Origin of the sequence: Salinicola sp. RZ23, from assembly GCF_003206675.1 — a bacterium.
Taxonomy (GTDB): Bacteria; Pseudomonadota; Gammaproteobacteria; order Pseudomonadales; family Halomonadaceae; genus Salinicola; species Salinicola endophyticus.
In genome coordinates this window covers 93,706-111,763 of sequence record NZ_PZJK01000018.1, presented here as the reverse complement: position 1 = coordinate 111,763, position 18,058 = coordinate 93,706, and the positions used below count along the sequence as shown (strand labels likewise).

Below are 18,058 nucleotides of genomic sequence, written 5' to 3'. Positions count from 1 at the left end.
GACCTTCGTCGAGCGGGGCGCGATCGCGACGGGCCGACGCGACCTGCTACGCCGGCCGGCTCACCTCTCTCATTCTCACTCCCCACTCATCCTCACCTCACTCGTCGATCAGCCCGCCAGCCTCGCGAAACGGGTAGGGCCCGGCGTAGTCGCCGATCACCGCATGGTGGGTGGTCAGCACCCCGTCGCGCCACAGGTGCAGATGGTAGCCCGGCGGTTCCAGCACGAAGGCGGAGGCGCCGTCTTCGCGCAGGTCGAGGGCGACCTGGTGGGCGGTACTGGGGCAGCAACTGGCGAGGGTGCCGGCGAAGCGCTGGAAGATGGTGCGATGCACGTGCCCGCAGATGATGCGCTCCACATTGGGGTAATCGGCCACGATCGCGGCCATCTCGGCAGCGCCGGCCAGGCCGATGGCGTCCATGTGCGCGATGCCGGTGGCGAATGGCGGATGATGCATGAAGATCAGGGTCGGGCGTTCGGGCTGCTCGGCGAGCCGCGCGGCGAGCCAGTCGAGCCGCTCGGCGCAGAGCTCGCCGCGACTCTCGCCGGGAACCAGGGTATCGAGCCCGATCAGGCGCAGCGGGAAGTCTTCGACGACGTACTGGATGAAGGTCTGCTCCGGGCCGCCCAGGTAGTCGTGGGTCGGGAAGGCCGCGCGTAGCGCCTGGCGATCGTCGTGGTTGCCGGGGATCAGGTACCAGGGGATCTCCAGCGGCTGGAGTTGCTCGGCCAGCGTGGCGTACTCTTCCGGGCGGCCGAAATCGGTGGCATCGCCGCTGATCAGCACCACGTCCGGGCGCGGATCGAGGGCATTCAGCGCAGCCACCGCCGGGGTGAGATAACGGTCTGTCTCGACCACCCGGTACGCCTTCTGGCCGGGGCGGCGTAGATGCAGGTCGGTGATCTGGGCGATCAGCATGGCAGGGTCTCCTGGGCCGGCGGGGTAGGGATGAGGCTGATACCGACGCGCTCGCCCGGCTGCCAGCCGGCGCTGGCCGTGGCCAGGGCGGTGCAGCGCTGGCCGTCGTCGAGGCGTAGCTCGAAGCGCACGTGGCTGCCGAGGAAGAAGCGCGCCTCGATCCGCGCCTCGAGCCCGCTACCGGGGGCATCGAGACGAACCTCATGGGGGCGGAAGGTGAGCGTGTCGACGCCGTGGTGATGGCGCACCGCCTCGCCCTGCAGCCGGCACAGGGTGCCGAGGAAGTCGGCGACGAACGGCGAAGCCGGCTGGCGGTAGAGGGTTTCCGGGGTGCCGAGCTGCTCCAGGCGGCCGGCGGACATCACCGCCACGCGGTCGCCCAGCATCATCGCCTCCTCCTGATCGTGGGTGACGATCACGCAGGTGATCCCGAGCCGGCGCAGCAGCGCCGCGAGATCGACCCGTAACTGCTGGCGCAGGCGGGCATCCAGGGCGGTGAGTGGTTCGTCGAGCAGCAGCACCCGGGGCTCGATGGCGATCGCCCGGGCCAGCGCCACGCGTTGGCGCTGGCCGCCGGAGAGCTGATCGATCCGGCGTTCCGCCAGCGCCTCCAGCTCGACCAGCGCCAGCATCTCGCTGACCCGTCGTCTGCGGGTGGCGGCATCCACGCCGCGGATCTTCAGGCCGTAGCCGACGTTCCCCGCCACGCTCATGTTGGGAAACAGCGCATAGCCCTGGAAGACCACCCCGACCCCGCGCGCCTCTGGCGCCACCCGGGTGACGTCCGTATCGCCGAAGTCGATCCGGCTACCGTCGTCGGCCTGCTCCAGCCCGCAGATCATGCGCAGCAGGGTGGTCTTGCCGCAGCCCGAGGGGCCGAGCAGTGCCAGTGTCTCCCCGGCCTGTACCTCCAGATCGAGCGGTTCGAGCGCGCGGGTGCCGTCCGGCCAGGTCTTGGCGCAGCGGGTCAGACGAATCGCCAGCGCCGTGGCGGTCGGCGTCTTGGCGGTGCTGGGGTGGGGCGGTGCGCCGGTCGTGCCGGACGCCACCGAGCGGGCGGGCGTTGCGATGTTCATGTCGAGGCTCCGAGGGCGAGGCCGCCGCTGCGGGTCGAGCGCGCGGCGAACCACTGCAGGCCGATCATCAGCGGCAGCAGCATCAGCAGGAAAACGAGGGTATAGGCGGAGGCGACTTCGAGCCGCATCGAGGCGTAGCTGTCGGCCAGCCCCACCGGCAGGGTCTTGGTCAGCGGCGTGTGCAGCAGCCAGGTCAGGTTGAACTCGCCGATGGATAGCGTCACCACGGTCAGCGCCCCGGTGACGATGCCGCTTCTGGCAGCCGGCACCACGATGTCGAAGAAGCGCTGGCGGTGGCTGGCGCCGAGGGTCGCCGCGGCCTCGTCCAGGGTGCGCAGATCGCTACCCTGCATGCCGGCCCGGGCGGCGCGCACCATGAACGGCAGGGTGAACAGCACATGGCCGATGACGATGAAGGCGACGCTGCTGCGCAGCCAGCCGACGCTGCCCCAGGAGACGATCAGCGCCAGCGCCGTGGCCAGCCCCGGCACCGCCACCGGCAGGGTCAGCAGCTCCTCCAGCAGGCGGGCCAGGCGGCCGGGGTAGAGGGTCAGCACCCAGGCGGCGGGTACCCCGATAGCCAGCGTCACGCCGAGGGTGATCAGTGCCACGGCGTAGGAGCGCCAGATCGTATCGGCGTAGAGCTCCCACACCTGGGCGACCCACTTGAGCGTCAGGCCGCTGTCGAGACCGACGAAATAGTTGCGGGTCAGCCCCGCGCTGACCGAGAGCAGTACCGGGCCGATCAGAAAGGCGGTGACGGCGAGCGTCACTGCCAGGCCCAGCCGGGTGTCGAAACGCGAATGCGTCATGGGTGAACTCCTGCGCTCATCTCAGCGCCCGTGCGCCGCGCGGCCGGCAAATGCATTGGCGGCGTAGAGCACCGCCCAGGTGGCCAGCCCCAGTACCACGGAGAGCGCCGCTGCGACCGGGATATTGGCGTAGTGGGTGAACTCGTCGTAGATGGTGATCGGCAGCACGTCGATCCGGGTGCCGAGGGTGAAGACCGTGCCGAAGGCGCCCATGGCGGTAGCGAAGCACATCGCCCCGGCGGCAGTGAGCGCGCTGGAGAGCGCCGGCAGCTCGATATCGACGAACCGGCGCCACGGCCGAGCCCCGAGGGTCTGCGCCGCTTCCAGCCACTGCTTGTCGATGCCTTCCACCGCTGCCATCAGCACGCCGATGGTGCGCGGCAGCAGAAAGTAGAGATAACCGATGAACAGCCCGGCCATGCCGTAGGCGAGCACCGTCGGCTCGCCGGTGAGTGCCCGCGAAAGCGTATTGAGCACCCCCTGACGGCCCGTGGTCAGGATCACCAGAAAGCCCACCACCACGCCGGGGAAGGCGAGCGGAAAGAGCAGCAGCGCCATCAGCGCCCGGCGCCCGGGGAAGTGCGGATGCCGGGCCAGAAAGCGGCTGACCGGCAGCGCGATGGCCAGGGTGGCGAGGGTCGCCCCCAGTGACAGCGCCACCGTATTGGCCAGGCTCTGCCAGTAGCGCGGCTGGGTCACCACCAGCCAGTAGGCCGAGCTCTCCATGCCCTGGGGCGTGGCCGCCCCCAGCCCGGCCAGCTTGGCCATCGGCAGCAGCCAGAAGGCGATGAACAGCGTGGCGGCGGGTATGGCGATGGGCAGCCAGGCGCGGCGCCCCGCCAGCGCCGCCCGGCGACCGCCCCGCGAAGTGAGCGGGGCGGCCCGGTGCGGGGCCGCCATCATCAATTCACCTCGTCGGCGTAGCGCTGGGCGAAGGCGCGCTGCGCCGCCGCCATCTGGGTGTAGTCGACGGTACCGGCGCGGGCGTAGTCGCTGGCCGGGAGGAACTTGCTCTGGGCTTCCTGCGAGATCGCTTCCGGGCGTACCGGGCGCAGGTAGGCGTTGGCCCAGATCGCCTGACCCTTGTCGGAGAGCACATAGTCGAGCACCTTCTTGGCCGCCGCGGGGTTCGGGTCATTGGCCACCAGGCTCATCACGTAGGGCACGCTGATGGTGCCCTCCTGCGGAATCACGAAGCGCACATTGGCGTGGTCCTGGTAGCGCGCGCGATAGGCGTTGAAGTCGTAGTCGAGCAGGATCGGAATCTCGCCGGAGAGCACCCGGGCGTAGGCGGTCTGCTTGGGCACGATGGGGCTGTTGGCCTGCAGCTTCTGGAACCACTCGATGGCCGGGGTGAAGTCGTCGAGTGTGCCGCCCAGGGCGCGGTTGACGGCGACCGCACCGACATAGCCGACGAACGCCGAACCGGGGTCGAGATAGCCGACCATGGTGCGGTACTCGGGCTTGAGCAGGTCGCTCCACGACTGCGGCACCGGCAGGCCGTGCAGCGCATCGACGTTGACCATGAAGCCCAGGGTGCCGGAGTGGATCGCGAACCACTTGCCGTCCGGGTCCTTGAGATCGGCAGGGATCGCATCCCAGTGGGCCGGCTTGTAGGGCTGTACCAGCCCCTGTTTGGCGGCCTGGATACCGAAGGTGACGCCGTAATAGACCACGTCCGCCACCGGGTTGTTCTTCTCCGCCACCAGCGAGGCCAGCGACTGGCCGGAGTTCTTGTTGTCCTGGGGGACATGGACGCCGGTATCGGCCTCGATGGCCTTCAACTGGGTGCCCCAGTCGGCCCACTCCGGCGGGCAGTTGTAGCAGATCGCGGTATCGTCGGTGGCGTGAACCGGCAGCGAGGCCAGGGTCACGGTGGTCATGCCCAGCGCCAGACAGGCAGCGCGCAGTGTCTTGTTCAGCATCTCAGGGTCCTCGAGTGCCGCGGGGGCGGCGTGGGTGAAATCGCATGGCGAGTGGGAAACTTCATGGCGAGCCCGGCGCGGTGATGGTGCCGCCATCGAACAACCAGTGGGGCAGGCGCCGCGAACGGCTGGGGCGCCCGGCGAGTGCGGCCAGCAGCTCGCGGCAGGCGTGTTTGCCGATATCGGTACTGGGCTGATGCACGCTGGCCAGTGATGGCACCATCAGCGCGCCGAAATCCATGCCGTCGAAGCCGCACACCGAGAGGTCGTCGGGCACGCGCAGACCCAGGGTGGCCAGCTCGGCGATCACCGCGGCGGCGAGCAGATCATTGGAGCAGAACAGCGCGCTCGGTGGCTGCGGGGCAGCGAGCAACTCCTTGAGTCGGCCGCGGTCGGCGGCGGTGTGGCGTGACATCGAGACGTGGATCGGGGGCGGCAGCCCCAGTGTCTCCGCGCACGCCATTGCCCCCGCCAGGCGGTGTACCGCGCGGTCGGAGGCGGCCAGCGGGCCGCTGATCATGGCCAGCTGGCGATGCCCCTGCGCGGCCAGATGGGAAACCATGTCGGCGGCGGCGGCGCGGTTGTCGACGCTGACGCAGGGGTGGCAGTCGGACTCGTTGTAGGCCAGCACGAAAGGCACTCCGCTGCTGCCGAGCTCGCCCAGCGTGGCGCTATCTGCGGGGTCGGCCACGGTCAGGATCAGCCCCTCGACACGGTGATCGAGCAGGCTGCGCGCGGCCAGGCGCTCACGCTCGCTGTCGTAGCCGGTAGTCGCCAGCATCACGCTGTAGCCGGCATCTAGCGCGGCCATCTCCGCGCCCTCGAAGCAGGCGGCGAACACCGGGTTGGCTAGAGTCGGCAGCAGCAGGCCCAGCGTACGGGTGCTGCCCGAGCGCAGGCTGCTTCCGACCTTATTGGGGCGGAAGCCGAGACGCTTGGCGGTGGTCAGAATGCGCTCGCGAGTGGCCGCATTCAGCAGCTCCGGGCGGTTGAACGCCCGCGACACCGTGGCCGGCGAGACGCCGACCTGCTCGGCGACCTGGGTCAGCGACGGGCGCGAGGCCATGAGCTACCTCCCGGCGTGGCTGCCTGCACGATATCCCTGAACGCGCTCGCGACGATCCGACCCGAACCACAGCATGACGACATCGACCCACCTGCCCATGGCAATGAAAACGTTTGCAGTCTGGGGTGAATGCATGACGCTGGCGTGACGCCGGTATGTCAGTTGGGTGAAGCGTTAACGGAAGCGTCGAGCGGCCGAAACCGCGTCACGCGTCGAGATAGCGCGTCGGCAGCCGCTCGGCGAGAAAGTCCATGAAGGCGCGGGCGCGGCGGGTCAGCGCGGTCTGCTGGTAGTAGACTGCGCTGACCCGCTGGGTCTGCAGCTCGGTCGCCGTCGCCAGCACCTCGACCAGCTCGCCGCGCTGGCGGGGTGGCAGCGTCATGTAGTCGGCCAGGCAGGCGATGCCCTCGCCGGCCAGCGCCAGACTGAGCAGGGTGCTGCCGCTGGAGGCGCTGAGCGTGGGGGTGATGAGCAACGGCTCGCCCTGGGCATCGCGCAGCGGCCAGCGGTTGAGATGATCGAGCTGGCTGAAGCCGAGCAGGTCGTGATCCGCCAGCGCCGCCACCTTTGCCGGCGCACCGCGGCGCTCGAGATAGGCGGGGCTGGCGACCAGGCGCAACGGGCTGTGCCCCAGGGTGCGGGCGTGGAGCGAGGAGTCCTCCAGGTCGCCGATACGGATCGCCAGATCGACGCGCTGCTCGAGCAGATCGATGAAGCGGTCGTGGGTATCCAGCTCCAGGGTGATACCGGGATAGCGGCGGCGGAACTCGCCGATCAGCGGCACGAGCACCAGTTGCATGAAGCTCGGGGCGGCGTTGACCCGCAGCCGCCCCTGGGGCTGGTCATGGTGCCCGACCACCGACTCCTCCGCAGCCTCCACCGCGTTGAGGATACGGCGGCAGTGGTCGAGAAAGGTCTCGCCCTCCTGGGTCAGCTCCAGGCGCCGGGTGGTGCGCCGCATCAGGGTGGTCTCGAGCTTGCGTTCGAGGCGGTTGAGCGCGCGGCTGACCCCCGACACGGTGATGCCGAGCCGCTCGGCGGCGGCGGTGATCGAGCCGCAGTCGACCACGGCGATGAAGGCCTGCTGTTCTTCGAGAGTGCTTTTCATGATCCGGAAGCCGTCGGTGGCGGAAGGCGTGTCGGCGCGGTTTGTTGATTCTAAAGCAAAGGTGACTTACCCGGGCGCGGGTTTTTCGCGTGCCCGAGATCCCCACAATAGCGTCCATCGATCGCTGACAGCGAGCGGCGCGCAGCGCCGGAAGCGCGGTCACGACCACGCATTGGAGGAGATCTCGAGATGAAGATACTACTGATCAACGGCGGCAAGGCCTTCGCGCATTCCCGCGGTGAACTCAACAATACCCTGCACGCGGTGGCCGTGGAGACGCTGGGAGCGCTCGGCCACGAGATCCGCGAGACGGTGATCGAGCAGGGTTACGTCAGCGCGGCGGAGGTCGACAAGATTCTGTGGGCCGACACCATCGTCTACCAGATGCCCGGCTGGTGGATGGGCGCACCCTGGAGCGTGAAGCGCTATCTCGACGAGGTCTTCACCGAAGGCCACGGCACCCTCTATGCCAGCGACGGCCGCTCGCGCCAGGACCCTACCAAACAGTACGGCAGCGGTGGCCTGCTGCAGGGGCGGCGCTACCTGCTCTCGCTCACCTGGAACGCCCCCCGCGAGGCATTCGAGGCGCCCGATGACTTCTTCGAGGGGCGTGGCGTCGACGGCGTCTACTTCCCGTTCCACAAGGCGCAGCAGTTCATCGGGCTGGCCGCGCTGCCCACCTTCATCGCCAACGACGTGATCAAGGCGCCCGACGTCGAGCGTGACGTCGCCGCCTATCGCTCTCACCTGCGCGAGGTGTTCGGCACGGCCTAGTCTGCATCGGCGCTGCGTGTCTCGCCCACCCCGAACCAGAATACCAGCGGTGCCAGCGCGCCGAAGGCAGCGAGGAACACAAAGCCGCCGACATAGCCGCTGGCATCCACCACATAGCCGGCGACCAGGTTGGAGGCGGCTGCGCCAAGCGCGAACAGCGTACCGAGGACCCCGACGGTGGCGTTGTAGCGCCCGCTGCCGCGGGTCAGGTCGGCGGCCACGATCAGCCACAGCACGCCGAAGATTCCCGCTCCGATGCCATCCAGCGCCTGCACCAGCAGCAGCCACACCGGATCGTTGCTGACTCCGTAGAGCAGGCCGCGCAGCGGCAGCGCGAGCAGGCCGATCATCAATACCGGCCGTCGCCCCCAGCTCATCGCCCGGCGCCCCGCCCACCAGGCCACCGGTATCATCACCAGCTGCGCGATCACGATGCACGCCGACATGTAGAGCGAGGCGGCCTCCTGATCGCCGAGGGTCAGGTACTGGCCGACCAGCGGCAGCATCGCCGCGTTGGCGAAGTGAAACAGCGTCAACGCCGCGCCCAGCATCAGCACCCGGCGGTCGCGCAGCACCTGCAGCAAGCCGCTGGCGTGGGGTTGCGCGTCGGCTGTCTCCTGCGCCACCGCGCCGCGGGCGGCGACGTGGTCGATGTCCGTCTCGCGGATCGCCAGCGCGCTGATCAGACTGCCGCAGGCGAACAGCAGCAGCGAGTAGAACAGCCACTCGATGCTGAGGAAGTGCGCCAGCAGCCCGGCGAGCAGTGCCGAGACCACGTTGCCGGCGTGGTTGAACACCTCGTTGCGGCCCTGGCGCGCGGGGAAGCGCCGGCGCCCCACCATGCCCAGAGTGATCGCCGCCACCGCCGGCAGCAGCAGTGCCGCACTGACCCCCATCAGCGCCTGCAGCAGCAGGATCGAGGGCAGATTGACGAAGGCCGGCAGTGTCATCAGCACGCTGCAGACCGCCACCACCAGGGTGGCGAGGGCGGTGAGCAGGCGCTTGCGGCGGGTGATGTCGAGCAATACCCCGGCGGGGCTCTGGGAGAGCATGGTGGCGAAGGTCATCGCCGACATCGCCAGACCGATCTGCCCTGCGCTCCAGTCGAAGCGGGTCAGCAGGTAGATCCCCAGGAAGGGCCCCACGCCGTCGCGCACGTCGGCGAGGAAAAAGTTCAGGCCATCCAGGCCGCGTTGGCTGCGCCTTGAGGGCGTATGAGATGGGGCAGACGCATGTGATTCGAGAGGCGGGTTCTCGGCGGGCTGTGGCGCTGGCGGCATGGGGGCTCTCGGGCATCCACCGCGGGCTGCGGCGACAGCCAGTGTAGCCGGGATGTGCCGAGACGGCCCCCGCGCGGGGAGGGACCACCGGCGATGATCGGCGTGATCGACACATAGAGGCTACCTGGAGACCACATAGAGGCTAGATGGAGACCACATAGTGAAGACATGGCGGTGCCAGCCGTGTCCGGTAGTTGCCCCCCACCGCCCACGGTTGGGTATGCTAGTGGCACAACCGATAGCCTGCTCATCGTCGGCACGGTACCGATGTACTCACGAGGTTTCGCCATGACCCCTGCTACCGCTTCCCCATCGCTTGCTCTGCCACCACGGCCCTCGGAGGTCGCGCTCGAGGCGCTGATCGGCGAACTCGCGCCGCGACTCGGCGAGCGGATCACCACCGCCCGCGGCGTCCGCGATCAGCACGGTCATGACGAGTCCTGGCATCACCCGGGCGCGCCGGATGCGGTCTGTTTTCCCCACACCACCGAAGAGGTGGCCGCGGTCGTCACGGCCTGCGCCCGCCATCGGGTACCGGTGATCCCCTACGGGGTCGGCACCTCGATCGAAGGTCAGGTGATCGCCGAGCACGGTGGGCTGTGTGTCGATCTCTCGGCGATGAATGCGATTCTCGCCGTGCGCCCCGAGGACATGGACGCCACCGTCCAGCCCGGCGTGACCCGGACCCAGCTCAATACCCACCTGCGCGCCAGCGGCCTGTTCTTCTCCGTCGACCCGGGCGCGGATGCGAGCATGGGGGGCATGGCCTCGACCCGGGCCAGCGGCACCAACACCGTGCGCTACGGCACCATCCGCGAGAACGTGCTGGCGATGACGGTGGTGATGCCGGACGGGCGCATCGTCAAGACCGGTAGCCGGGCGCGCAAGTCCGCTGCCGGCTACGACCTGACCCATCTGATGATCGGCGCCGAAGGCACGCTCGGCATCATCACCGAGCTGACCGTCAGGCTGCACGGCCTGCCCGAGGCGGTGTCGGCGGCGACCGTGGCGTTCGAGGATGTCGCCGGGGCGGTCGATACCGTGATCGCCTCGATCCAGTACGGTATCCCCATGGCACGCATCGAACTGATGGACGCGCTCGCCATGCGCGCGGTCAACCGTTTCTCGCACCTCGACTACGCCGAGAAGCCGACCCTGTTCCTCGAATTTCACGGCACCCACGCGGGCGTGAAGGAGCAGGCGGAGAGCATGGCCGCGTTGTGTCAGGAGTTCGGCGGCAGCGACTTCGCCTGGGCGACCAAAGAGGAGGAGCGCAGCGCGCTGTGGCAGGCGCGTCACGACGCGGCCTACGCAGCCAAGGCACTGCGCCCCGGGGGCTGAGTTTCTGGCCACGGATATCTGCGTACCGATCTCCGAGCTCGCCGCCTGCATTGAAGCGACCCAGGCCGACGTGGCCGCCAGCGGCCTGATAGCGCCGCTGCTCGGCCATGTCGGGGATGGCAACTTCCATCTGGTCGTCGCGGTGGATCGGGAGAGTCCCGAAGAACTCGAGACGCTGGCGGCCTTCAACCGGCGCCTGATCGAACGCGCGCTCGCCGCCGGAGGCACCTGCACCGGCGAACATGGCATCGGCAGCGGTAAGCGCGCCTATATGGAGGCCGAACATGGCGAGGGCTGGGCGGTGATGCGCACCCTCAAGGCCGCACTCGATCCGCTGGGCATCATGAACCCCGGCAAGCTGGTATAGCACTGACGGGGCCATTCGGGCAGAAGACGGCCCTGCTCCGCTGGGAGCGGGGCCGTGATCTAGGGGTTCAGCCCCGGCTGGTGGCGGGGGTATTGCCCAGGGTGCGGTGGGCGCGTTCGAGATCTTCCGGTGCCAGTTCCCACGCCTGCGGGTCCAGATTCAGCTCCGGATGGTCCTTGGCGTTGAAGATCGGGCGTTCGATGCCCTGGCGCCGCTGACCGTCGAAGTCCTTGAGGATGCGCAGCCCCGACTTGAACAGCAGGATCAGCGCGACCAGGTTGGCGACCGCGAGCAGCCCCATGGTGACGTCGGCGAAGCCGAAGACCGTGCCCAGATCGGTGGTCGCGCCCCAGCACACCAGCAGCACGATGGCCACGCGGAAGGCGTTGAACAGTGTCTGGTTGTCGCGGCTGAAGTAGTTGAGGCTGTTCTCGCCCAGATAGTAGTTGTAGAGGATGGTGCTGAAGGCGAACAGCAGCAGCGCCAGACTGACGAAGGTGCGCCCCCACTCGCCGACATGGTCGGCCATCGACGCCTGGGTCAGCGCGATCCCCGCCACATCGCTGGCCGAGGTCGGATCGTAGACGCCGCTGAGCAGGATCATGAAGGCGGTGGCCGAGCAGATGACCACGGTATCGATGAACACCGAGAACGCCTGCACGATGCCCTGGTTGGCCGGGTGCGGCACATAGGCCACCGCCGCCACGTTGGGCGCGCTGCCCAGGCCGGCCTCGTTGGAGAACAGGCCGCGCTTGACGCCCATCATGATCGCCGCGCCGATACCACCGCCGATCGCCGGTTCGAGGCCGAAGGCGCTCTTCACGATCAGCACGATCACGTCCGGAATCTTCTCGATGTTGAGGCCCAGCACCAGCAGTGCGATCAGCAGATAGCCGCCGGCCATGAACGGCACCAGCACCTCGGAGATGCGCGCGATACGCTTGATACCGCCGAAGATGATCAGACCCACGATCAGCGCCAGCCCCAGCCCGCTGTAGAGCACCGGCACGCCGAAGGCATCGCCGAACGAGGTGGCCACGGCGTAGGACTGCAGCGCGGTGAAGGCGAAACCGAAGGTCGCCAGCAGCAGCACCGAGTAGACCGCGGCCAGCCAGCGCCAGCGCCGCCCCAACCCGCGCGAGATGTAGTAGGCCGGGCCGCCGCGGTAGGTGCCGTCGGCCTCGGCTTCCTTGTAGGTCTGCGCCAGAGTGCACTCCAGGAAGCTGGTGGCCATGCCCATCAGACCGACCACCCACATCCAGAATATGGCCCCCGGGCCGCCGAGGGTGATCGCCACCGCCACGCCGGCGATGTTGCCGCCGCCGACACGTCCGGCCACCGACAGTACCAGCGCCTGGAAGGAGCTCAGATGGCCGTGCTTGTCGCGCCGGAAGGCCTGGCTGGCGCCGAGGATGCGAAACATCTGGCCGAAGTAGCGAAACTGCACGAAGCGCGAGGCGAGGGTGAAGCCGACGCCCACGGCGATCAGCAGCACCAGCAGGACCTTGCCCCACAGCAGGTCGTTGAGGAAATCCAGCATGCGTTGTCTCCGCTCTTGTGTTGTTGTGAACGAGTGTCGTGAACGAGTCGTTGGGGAACGTGTGATCGCGGACGAGCCGTCGTGAAGCGTGTCGTTGTGGACGGCATCGAGGCGTCGCCACGCATTTAATCACTCGCTGAGCGGAGGGGAATTTGACGTCCTGTTGCAGCCTGACGCACTCTTTTGCGCACCCAGTGCACCAGAGTGCGCCAGTCTCCAGTGAGCCCTTCTCATGCAGGACGATTTCGCCGCCAATCTGCGGCTGCTGTGCAGCTACTACCGCTCGATCGCCGAGGTCTGCCGGCGGCTCGAGATCAACCGGGCGCAGTTCAACCGCTACCTCAGCGGGCGCTACCGGCCCGCCGGCCACACCATGCGCCGGGTCTGCGATTTCTTCGGGGTCGAGCTCCACGAGATCGTGCTGCCCCACGCCGAGTTCCAGACGCTGGTGCGCCTGCGCCCCGGCACGCCGGGGCAGGGAGACGCCGAGGGCGCTGCTCCCGACCTGGGGCTACCGGCGGCGCTGCTGGAGACGGGCCGCCAGGGGATGTCGCGCTATCTGGGCTACTACCACGAGTACTACCTGGCGATGTCGCGACCCGGGCACGTGCTGTGCACGCTGGTGTGCCTCGAGCGCCACGGCGACGATGTGGTCTACCAGCGCACCGAGCGCATGCCGGCCGTCGGCGGTGGGCGGCTATGTCACAACCGCTATCGCGGCGTGGCGATGCTGCTGAGCGACCGTCTGTTCCTGGTCGACCACGAGTCGCTCAACGGCCACGAGATCACCCAGACGATCCTGTTCCCCAGCTTCAAGAGTCAAGTCTTTAGGCTCTCCGGTCTCAAGCTCGGGGTGGCGGACAGCAGCGAGCGGATGCCCTGCAGCGTGCGGGTGGTCTACGAGCGCCTCGCGGGGGCACTGAACGTGCGCCAGGCGCTGGCGGGGTGCGGCCTGTATGCGCTGGACGACCCGCGCCTCGACCCGGCGCTGGTGGCGGCGATTCGTAACGAGGTGGGGCCGGGGGAGTGGCAGTTTCGGGCGCGCTACGTCTAAGAGGGTGTTTCCAACCCCCTCTGACGATGGGCGCTGGTGGCAGGGCAAAGCGAGGGTCCTTTGCCAGGGATGGCAAAGGTAGCGCCCAGGGAGGGGTTCACAGCGCCCTCGCGACGTCCTGTCGCCGGACAAGCCCACGTCGTCTAGGGGGTGTGAAAGGCGTTCTAAGAGCCAGCGCCGGCGGGCGAGCTGCCACGCCGGCGCTGTGTGCCAGGTGCTGCCTGAAAAGTCGACGAACTCAGGCGCGATTTTCGGGCGTCAGCACCTGGGTATGCAGGGCGGTGCCGTCGCTATTCTTCAGCGTTACCGTGAGCGTTTCGCTCTCGCCGTCGAGGTCGACCTGGCCGAAGAACTGATAGCCCGCCGAGGGCGGCAGGTTCTTCTGACCCGCCGGCGGCGCCTTCTGGAATACCACCTTGGGGCCGAAAGTGGCGTCCAAGTCATTGGGGCCGAAGGTGCCGGCGTGGAGCGGGCCGCTGACGAACTCCCAGAACGGCTTGAACTGCTTGAAGGCGGCGCGCTCCGGCGCGTAGTGGTGGGCGGCGGTGTAGTGCACGTCGGCGGTGAACCACACCACGTTGGCGATGTCGTCGTCGCGGATCGCCTTGAGCAGGCGTGCGATCTCCAGCTCGCGGCCCAGGGGCTGGCCGGGGTCGGCGTTGGCGATCGCCTCGAAGTCGTCGCCGTCCGGCACCACCAGGCCGATCGGCATGTCGGCGGCGATGATCTTCCAGGTCGCGGTGGAGCGCTTGAGCGCCTGGTGCAGCCAGCGGAACTGATCCTCGCCGATGAAAGCGGTGGCCGGCGAGTCCTCGGCCTGAAGATTGGCGCTGTTGGGGCCGCGGTAGCTACGCATGTCGAGCATGAACACCTCCATGCCCGGGCCGTAGGAGAAGCGGCGGTAGATGCGCTGCGGCGCCGCCGCCGACAGCCGCAGCGGCATGTAGTCGAGAAACGCCTGACGCGAGCGGGCCGCGAGCAGGGCTACGCGCTTCTCGGTATAGCGGTCGTCGTCGAGGATCTCCTGGGGGTACCAGTTGTTGATCGTCTCGTGGTCGTCCCACTGGGCCAGGATAGGCACCTCGGCGGCAAAGCGGCGGAAGTTGGCATCGAGATGGTTGTAGGCGTGCTGGCCGCGATACTCCTCGAGGGTTTCGGCCACTTTCTGCTTGGCTGGGGTGACCACGTTGCGCCAGGTGCTGCCATCGGGTAACGCGACCTCCGGCGCCAGCGGGCCGTCGGCGTAGACGCTGTCGCCGGAGTGGATGAAGAAGTCCGGGCGCACCTGGCGCATCGCCTCCCAGGTGCGCATACCGCCGCGGGACTCATCGATGCCCCAGCCCTGACCGACCACGTCGCCGGACCACACGAAGCGCAGATCCCGCGGTGCGCTCGGCGGCAGGCGCAGGCGGCCGACCACCGGCTCGCTGACCGCCCGGGCGTCACCCAGAGCAGCGAAACGCACCCGATAGTGGACTTCCGGCATGCCGCCGAGCCCGGTGGCATCGAGCTTGCCGATCAGCCCGCTGTCGGGTAGCACATCGACCCAGGGCAGCTGGCGGGCGGCGCGGAAGTCGGGATTGTCGGCGACCTCGATCAGCATCCGCGCCGGGCGGTCGGCGCGGGCCCACAGCATGGCGCGGTCGGGCAGTACGTCGCCGCTCATCACGCCTCCCTGGAGCGCCGGGCGGCGGCTCTCGGCGAGCACGATGGCCGGGGCGCCGAGCAGGCCGACGGCGGCAAGGCCGAGCTGGCCGCCTCGGACCAGAAGGTCGCGGCGGGTGATGGGGGGCTTGGTGGGCTGCATGGTGTCGTCTCCTCGGGCGGTCACGGGCGTTACGCCAGAGGCTAGTGGGGGCAGATGACGACAGCGTGAAGCGCCGCTGTATGCCGCCGAGCGCAGGTAGTTTTCGTACAGGGCCTAGGCAAGGCAGATGCGGGGAATCCGGTTGGGTGCGCGAAGTCGTTGAGTGCAGGCGGTTTTCGCACAAGAACTAATTTAGGGCCTACGCTGCGCCGCCCGGCTGCCGATAATCACCGGAACGGTTGGTCAATCGCAGGATTGGTCAAGGCTTCGGAGGTCACTCAAGGAGAGTCGGCATGAGTCAGGCGTTACCCCAACGCGTTGCGGATATCATGATCCGTGATGTGCTTACCTTGCGTCTCGACCAGTCACTGCACGATGGCAATGAGGCGATGCGCGAGCACAAGATTCGTCATCTGCCGGTGCTCGATGCGCAGGCGCAGCTGGTGGGAATGCTCAATCAGAAGGTGGTGCTGCGTGAGGCGCTGCAGATCACCAATGTCTACGGGTCGAATCGCCTGAGCCATCACCTGGCCCTGATCCCGGTCGAGGAGGTGCTCACCGGCGACGTGCCGACGCTGACGCCGGAGACGCCCCTGGCCGAAGCCGGCCGCGCCCTGCTCGACAATCGCCAGGGCGCGATGCCGGTGGTCGATGGCGACGGGCGGCTGGTGGGGATCGTCTCGTCGGTGGACTTCGTACACCTGGCGGTGCGCCTGCTCGAGGCCCAGCCTGCCTGAGCGGCGCTTGCGCTGCGGCACCCACACTGGCTAGGGTCGATCGGAGACGACCAATACGACACCAGCAGCGAGGGCCAACGGATGCGCCAGATCGGCTATGAGGACGCGCGCGGCGCGCTGGAGTGGGCGGGCGCGGTCGAGGCTCTGCGCCAGGGCCATCTGGGCGCACCGCCGCAGATCGACGACAGTTTTCTCGGCCCGGCCGAGGGCACGCTACTCAACCGCTCCTGCTTCATCCCCGGGCTCGGCTACGGCGCCAAGGCGGTGACCGTATTCGAGGCCAACGCCGCGCGCGGGCTGCCGACGGTGCAGGGGGCGATGCTCTACTTCGCCCCCGAGGATGGCCGGCTGCAGGCGGTACTCGACAGTCGCCTGGTCACCGAGATCAAGACCGCCAGCGACTCGGTGCTGGGGGCGCTGTGCCTGGCGCGGCCGCAGAGCCGCCAACTGCTGATCTGTGGTGCCGGGGCAGTGGCGGCGAGCCTGATCGAGGCCTATAGCGCGCTGTTCCCGTCCCTCGAACGCATCAGCCTGTGGAACCGCACGCCAGCCCGGGCGGCGGCACTGGCCGAACGTTATGCCGGCCACCGCGTGCCCGTGGTGACAGCGAACGCGCTGGCCGAGGCCGCCGGCCAGGCGGATATCATCGCCACCGCCACCCTGGCACGGGAGCCGTTTCTGCGCGGCGAGTGGGTGCGCCCCGGCACCCATGTCGATCTGATCGGCGCCTTCAAGGCCGACATGCGCGAGGCCGACGATGCCCTGCTGACCCGCGCGCGGCTGTTCGTCGACAGCCGCGACAGTACCTTAGGCCATATCGGCGAGCTGGCTATCCCGCTGGCCGCCGGCACCATCGCGGAGAGCGACGTGCTGGGTGATCTGCGTGAGCTGCTCGGCGGCGCCCCCGGCCGCCGGGACGACAGCGATATCACGCTCTACAAGAACGGCGGTGGTGCCCATCTCGATCTGATGATCGCGCGCTATATCGTCGAAGCCAGCGGCTGAGTCGCTAGGGCGGCGCGCTGGGGCGCCTTCCCTATCGTGCTGCGTCCACCTCCGCCGGGGTGGCAGTAGCGGTCTCGCGCGTGGCCTCGGCGTAGGTGGGATAGTCGATATAGCCGACGTCAGTGCCGCCGTACATCGTCGCCGGGTCGACGTCGTTCAGCGGCCAACCGTGGTAGAGCCGTTGGGGCAGGTCCGGGTTGGCGATGAAAGGACGCCCGAAGGCGAACAGATCGCCGTAGCCCCGCTCGCGCATCCAGAGCGCCTTCTCGGGGGTGTAGCGCCCGGCATAGAGCAGGCAGCCGGAGAAAGTCTCGCGCACGGCTCGGTAGAAGGTCTCCGGCAGGTCCGGCGCATTGTCCCAGTCCGCCTCGGCGAGTGACACGTAGGCGACGCCGGCCTGCTCCAGGCGCTCGATGGCGGTGACGTAGGTGGTGTGCGGATCGCTCTCGACCAGCCCCAGATAGACACGATCCTCCTCGGTGCTCTCGAACAGCGGCGAGAAGCGCACGCCGACGCGCTCCGCACCGAATACGCCGGCCACCGCGTCGACGATCTCCTCGAGAAAGCGCAGTCGGTTGTCGAGGCTACCGCCGTAACGGTCGGTGCGAGTGTTGGTGTGCTCGGAAATGAACTGGTTGACCAGATAGCCGTTGGCGCAGTGCAGCTCAACCCCGTCGAAGCCCGCCGCCAGGGCGTTGCGCGCTGCCTGGGCGTAGCGTTCGACCAGCTCTTCGACGCCGGCAGTGGTCAGCGCCTCGGGTTCGCTCGGCGCGGTGAGCATGCCTTCGCCCGGTGCGGTCTCGACGAAGACGCTGACCGAGTCGGCGCGAATCGCCGACGGTGCGATCGGCGCCTTGCCGCCCGGCTGCAGCGAGCGGTGCGAAACCCGCCCGACATGCCAGAGCTGGGAGAAGATCACGCCACCGCGGGCGTGAACGGCTGCGGTGACTGCCTGCCAGCCCGCGATCTGCTCCTGCGAATGGATGCCCGGTGTCCAGGCGTAGCCCTGGCCCCGCGGCTCGATCTGTGTACCTTCGGTGACCATGAAGCCGGCACCCGCACGCTGGGCGTAGTACTCGACCATCCAGTCGTTGGGAACGTTGCCCGGCTGGCTGCTGCGCGAGCGCGTCAGCGGCGGCATCACGATGCGATTTTTCAGGGTATACGGCCCCAGGCCGACCGTTTCGAACAGTGCTGCATTATCCATTCTCTTCCCTCTCCGGGCGTCGTGGCGGTGCCGCCTCTCG

The 18,058-nt window shown here is 68.3% G+C and carries 17 protein-coding genes; 6 read left to right on the top strand and 11 right to left on the bottom strand.

Annotated elements, in window-relative coordinates:
• Positions 1 to 97 precede the first annotated feature (97 nt).
• From DOM67_RS18340 to DOM67_RS18310, 7 genes are all read right to left on the bottom strand, one after another.
• Positions 98 to 919: a phosphodiesterase gene (locus DOM67_RS18340; protein ID WP_110678597.1), complete on the bottom strand. Its 822-nt coding sequence runs from the start codon at positions 917 to 919 to the stop codon at positions 98 to 100.
• The gene (locus DOM67_RS18335; RefSeq protein WP_110678595.1) at positions 913 to 1,995 is read right to left on the bottom strand and encodes an ABC transporter ATP-binding protein; all 1,083 of its coding nucleotides are present in this window, start codon (positions 1,993 to 1,995) and stop codon (positions 913 to 915) included. Before DOM67_RS18335 ends, DOM67_RS18340 begins: the two co-directional genes overlap by 7 nt.
• Positions 1,992 to 2,807 (bottom strand): ABC transporter permease subunit, encoded by an 816-nt coding sequence (locus DOM67_RS18330; protein WP_110678592.1) that lies wholly within the window; start codon positions 2,805 to 2,807, stop codon positions 1,992 to 1,994. The genes DOM67_RS18335 and DOM67_RS18330 overlap by 4 nt, the downstream gene beginning before the upstream one ends.
• Before the next feature lie 21 nt (positions 2,808 to 2,828).
• A complete protein-coding gene (locus DOM67_RS18325; RefSeq protein ID WP_198651867.1) occupies positions 2,829 to 3,707 on the bottom strand; it encodes an ABC transporter permease in 879 nt (292 codons plus the stop codon).
• 2 nt (positions 3,708 to 3,709) lie between these two features.
• The gene (locus DOM67_RS18320; protein ID WP_198651866.1) at positions 3,710 to 4,732 is read right to left on the bottom strand and encodes an ABC transporter substrate-binding protein; all 1,023 of its coding nucleotides are present in this window, start codon (positions 4,730 to 4,732) and stop codon (positions 3,710 to 3,712) included.
• A gap of 61 nt (positions 4,733 to 4,793) precedes the next feature.
• Entirely contained in the window at positions 4,794 to 5,798 is a 1,005-nt protein-coding gene (locus tag DOM67_RS18315; protein ID WP_110678588.1) for a LacI family DNA-binding transcriptional regulator, read from the bottom strand.
• A gap of 205 nt (positions 5,799 to 6,003) precedes the next feature.
• Positions 6,004 to 6,906 carry a LysR substrate-binding domain-containing protein gene (locus DOM67_RS18310; RefSeq protein WP_110678586.1) on the bottom strand — a complete coding sequence of 301 codons (903 nt, stop codon included), beginning with the start codon at positions 6,904 to 6,906 and terminating at the stop codon, positions 6,004 to 6,006.
• A 189-nt stretch (positions 6,907 to 7,095) separates the two neighbouring features.
• Between DOM67_RS18310 and DOM67_RS18305 the strand changes: the two genes are divergently transcribed.
• The gene (locus tag DOM67_RS18305) at positions 7,096 to 7,680 is read left to right on the top strand and encodes an NAD(P)H-dependent oxidoreductase (protein WP_110678585.1); all 585 of its coding nucleotides are present in this window, start codon (positions 7,096 to 7,098) and stop codon (positions 7,678 to 7,680) included.
• Here the strand turns inward: DOM67_RS18305 and DOM67_RS18300 are convergent.
• Positions 7,677 to 8,960, bottom strand: a complete 1,284-nt coding sequence (locus tag DOM67_RS18300) for an MFS transporter (RefSeq protein ID WP_110678583.1) — start codon at positions 8,958 to 8,960, stop codon at positions 7,677 to 7,679. The two genes, DOM67_RS18305 and DOM67_RS18300, sit on opposite strands and share 4 nt — an antisense overlap.
• 288 nt (positions 8,961 to 9,248) lie before the next feature.
• On the opposite strand from DOM67_RS18300, the gene DOM67_RS18295 reads away from it, so the two are divergent.
• Complete coding sequence (locus DOM67_RS18295) at positions 9,249 to 10,301, top strand: FAD-binding protein (RefSeq protein WP_280951082.1); 1,053 nt, start codon at positions 9,249 to 9,251, stop codon at positions 10,299 to 10,301.
• Between the two features lie 4 nt (positions 10,302 to 10,305).
• Positions 10,306 to 10,668, top strand: a complete 363-nt coding sequence (locus DOM67_RS20245; RefSeq protein WP_348627309.1) for an FAD-linked oxidase C-terminal domain-containing protein — start codon at positions 10,306 to 10,308, stop codon at positions 10,666 to 10,668.
• Positions 10,669 to 10,735: 67 nt separating this feature from the next.
• On the opposite strand, the gene DOM67_RS18290 is transcribed toward DOM67_RS20245, so the two are convergent.
• Entirely contained in the window at positions 10,736 to 12,208 is a 1,473-nt protein-coding gene (locus DOM67_RS18290; protein ID WP_110678581.1) for an alanine/glycine:cation symporter family protein, read from the bottom strand.
• Positions 12,209 to 12,440: 232 nt separating this feature from the next.
• Here DOM67_RS18290 and DOM67_RS18285 point away from each other — a divergent pair, with 232 nt between their 5' ends.
• Positions 12,441 to 13,262, top strand: coding sequence for a helix-turn-helix transcriptional regulator (locus DOM67_RS18285; RefSeq protein WP_110678579.1), 822 nt, complete (start codon positions 12,441 to 12,443; stop codon positions 13,260 to 13,262).
• A gap of 238 nt (positions 13,263 to 13,500) precedes the next feature.
• Here DOM67_RS18285 and DOM67_RS18280 read toward each other — a convergent pair whose 3' ends face one another.
• Entirely contained in the window at positions 13,501 to 15,069 is a 1,569-nt protein-coding gene (locus tag DOM67_RS18280; RefSeq protein WP_110678577.1) for an alkaline phosphatase D family protein, read from the bottom strand.
• Between the two features lie 293 nt (positions 15,070 to 15,362).
• Here DOM67_RS18280 and DOM67_RS18275 point away from each other — a divergent pair, with 293 nt between their 5' ends.
• Entirely contained in the window at positions 15,363 to 15,806 is a 444-nt protein-coding gene (locus DOM67_RS18275; protein ID WP_110678575.1) for a CBS domain-containing protein, read from the top strand.
• 81 nt (positions 15,807 to 15,887) lie between these two features.
• On the top strand, positions 15,888 to 16,811 hold the full coding sequence (locus tag DOM67_RS18270; RefSeq protein WP_110678573.1) for an ornithine cyclodeaminase: 924 nt from the start codon (positions 15,888 to 15,890) through the stop codon (positions 16,809 to 16,811).
• 31 nt (positions 16,812 to 16,842) lie between these two features.
• On the opposite strand, the gene DOM67_RS18265 is transcribed toward DOM67_RS18270, so the two are convergent.
• Positions 16,843 to 18,018, bottom strand: a complete 1,176-nt coding sequence (locus DOM67_RS18265; RefSeq protein WP_110678571.1) for an alkene reductase — start codon at positions 18,016 to 18,018, stop codon at positions 16,843 to 16,845.
• Positions 18,019 to 18,058 lie beyond the last annotated feature (40 nt).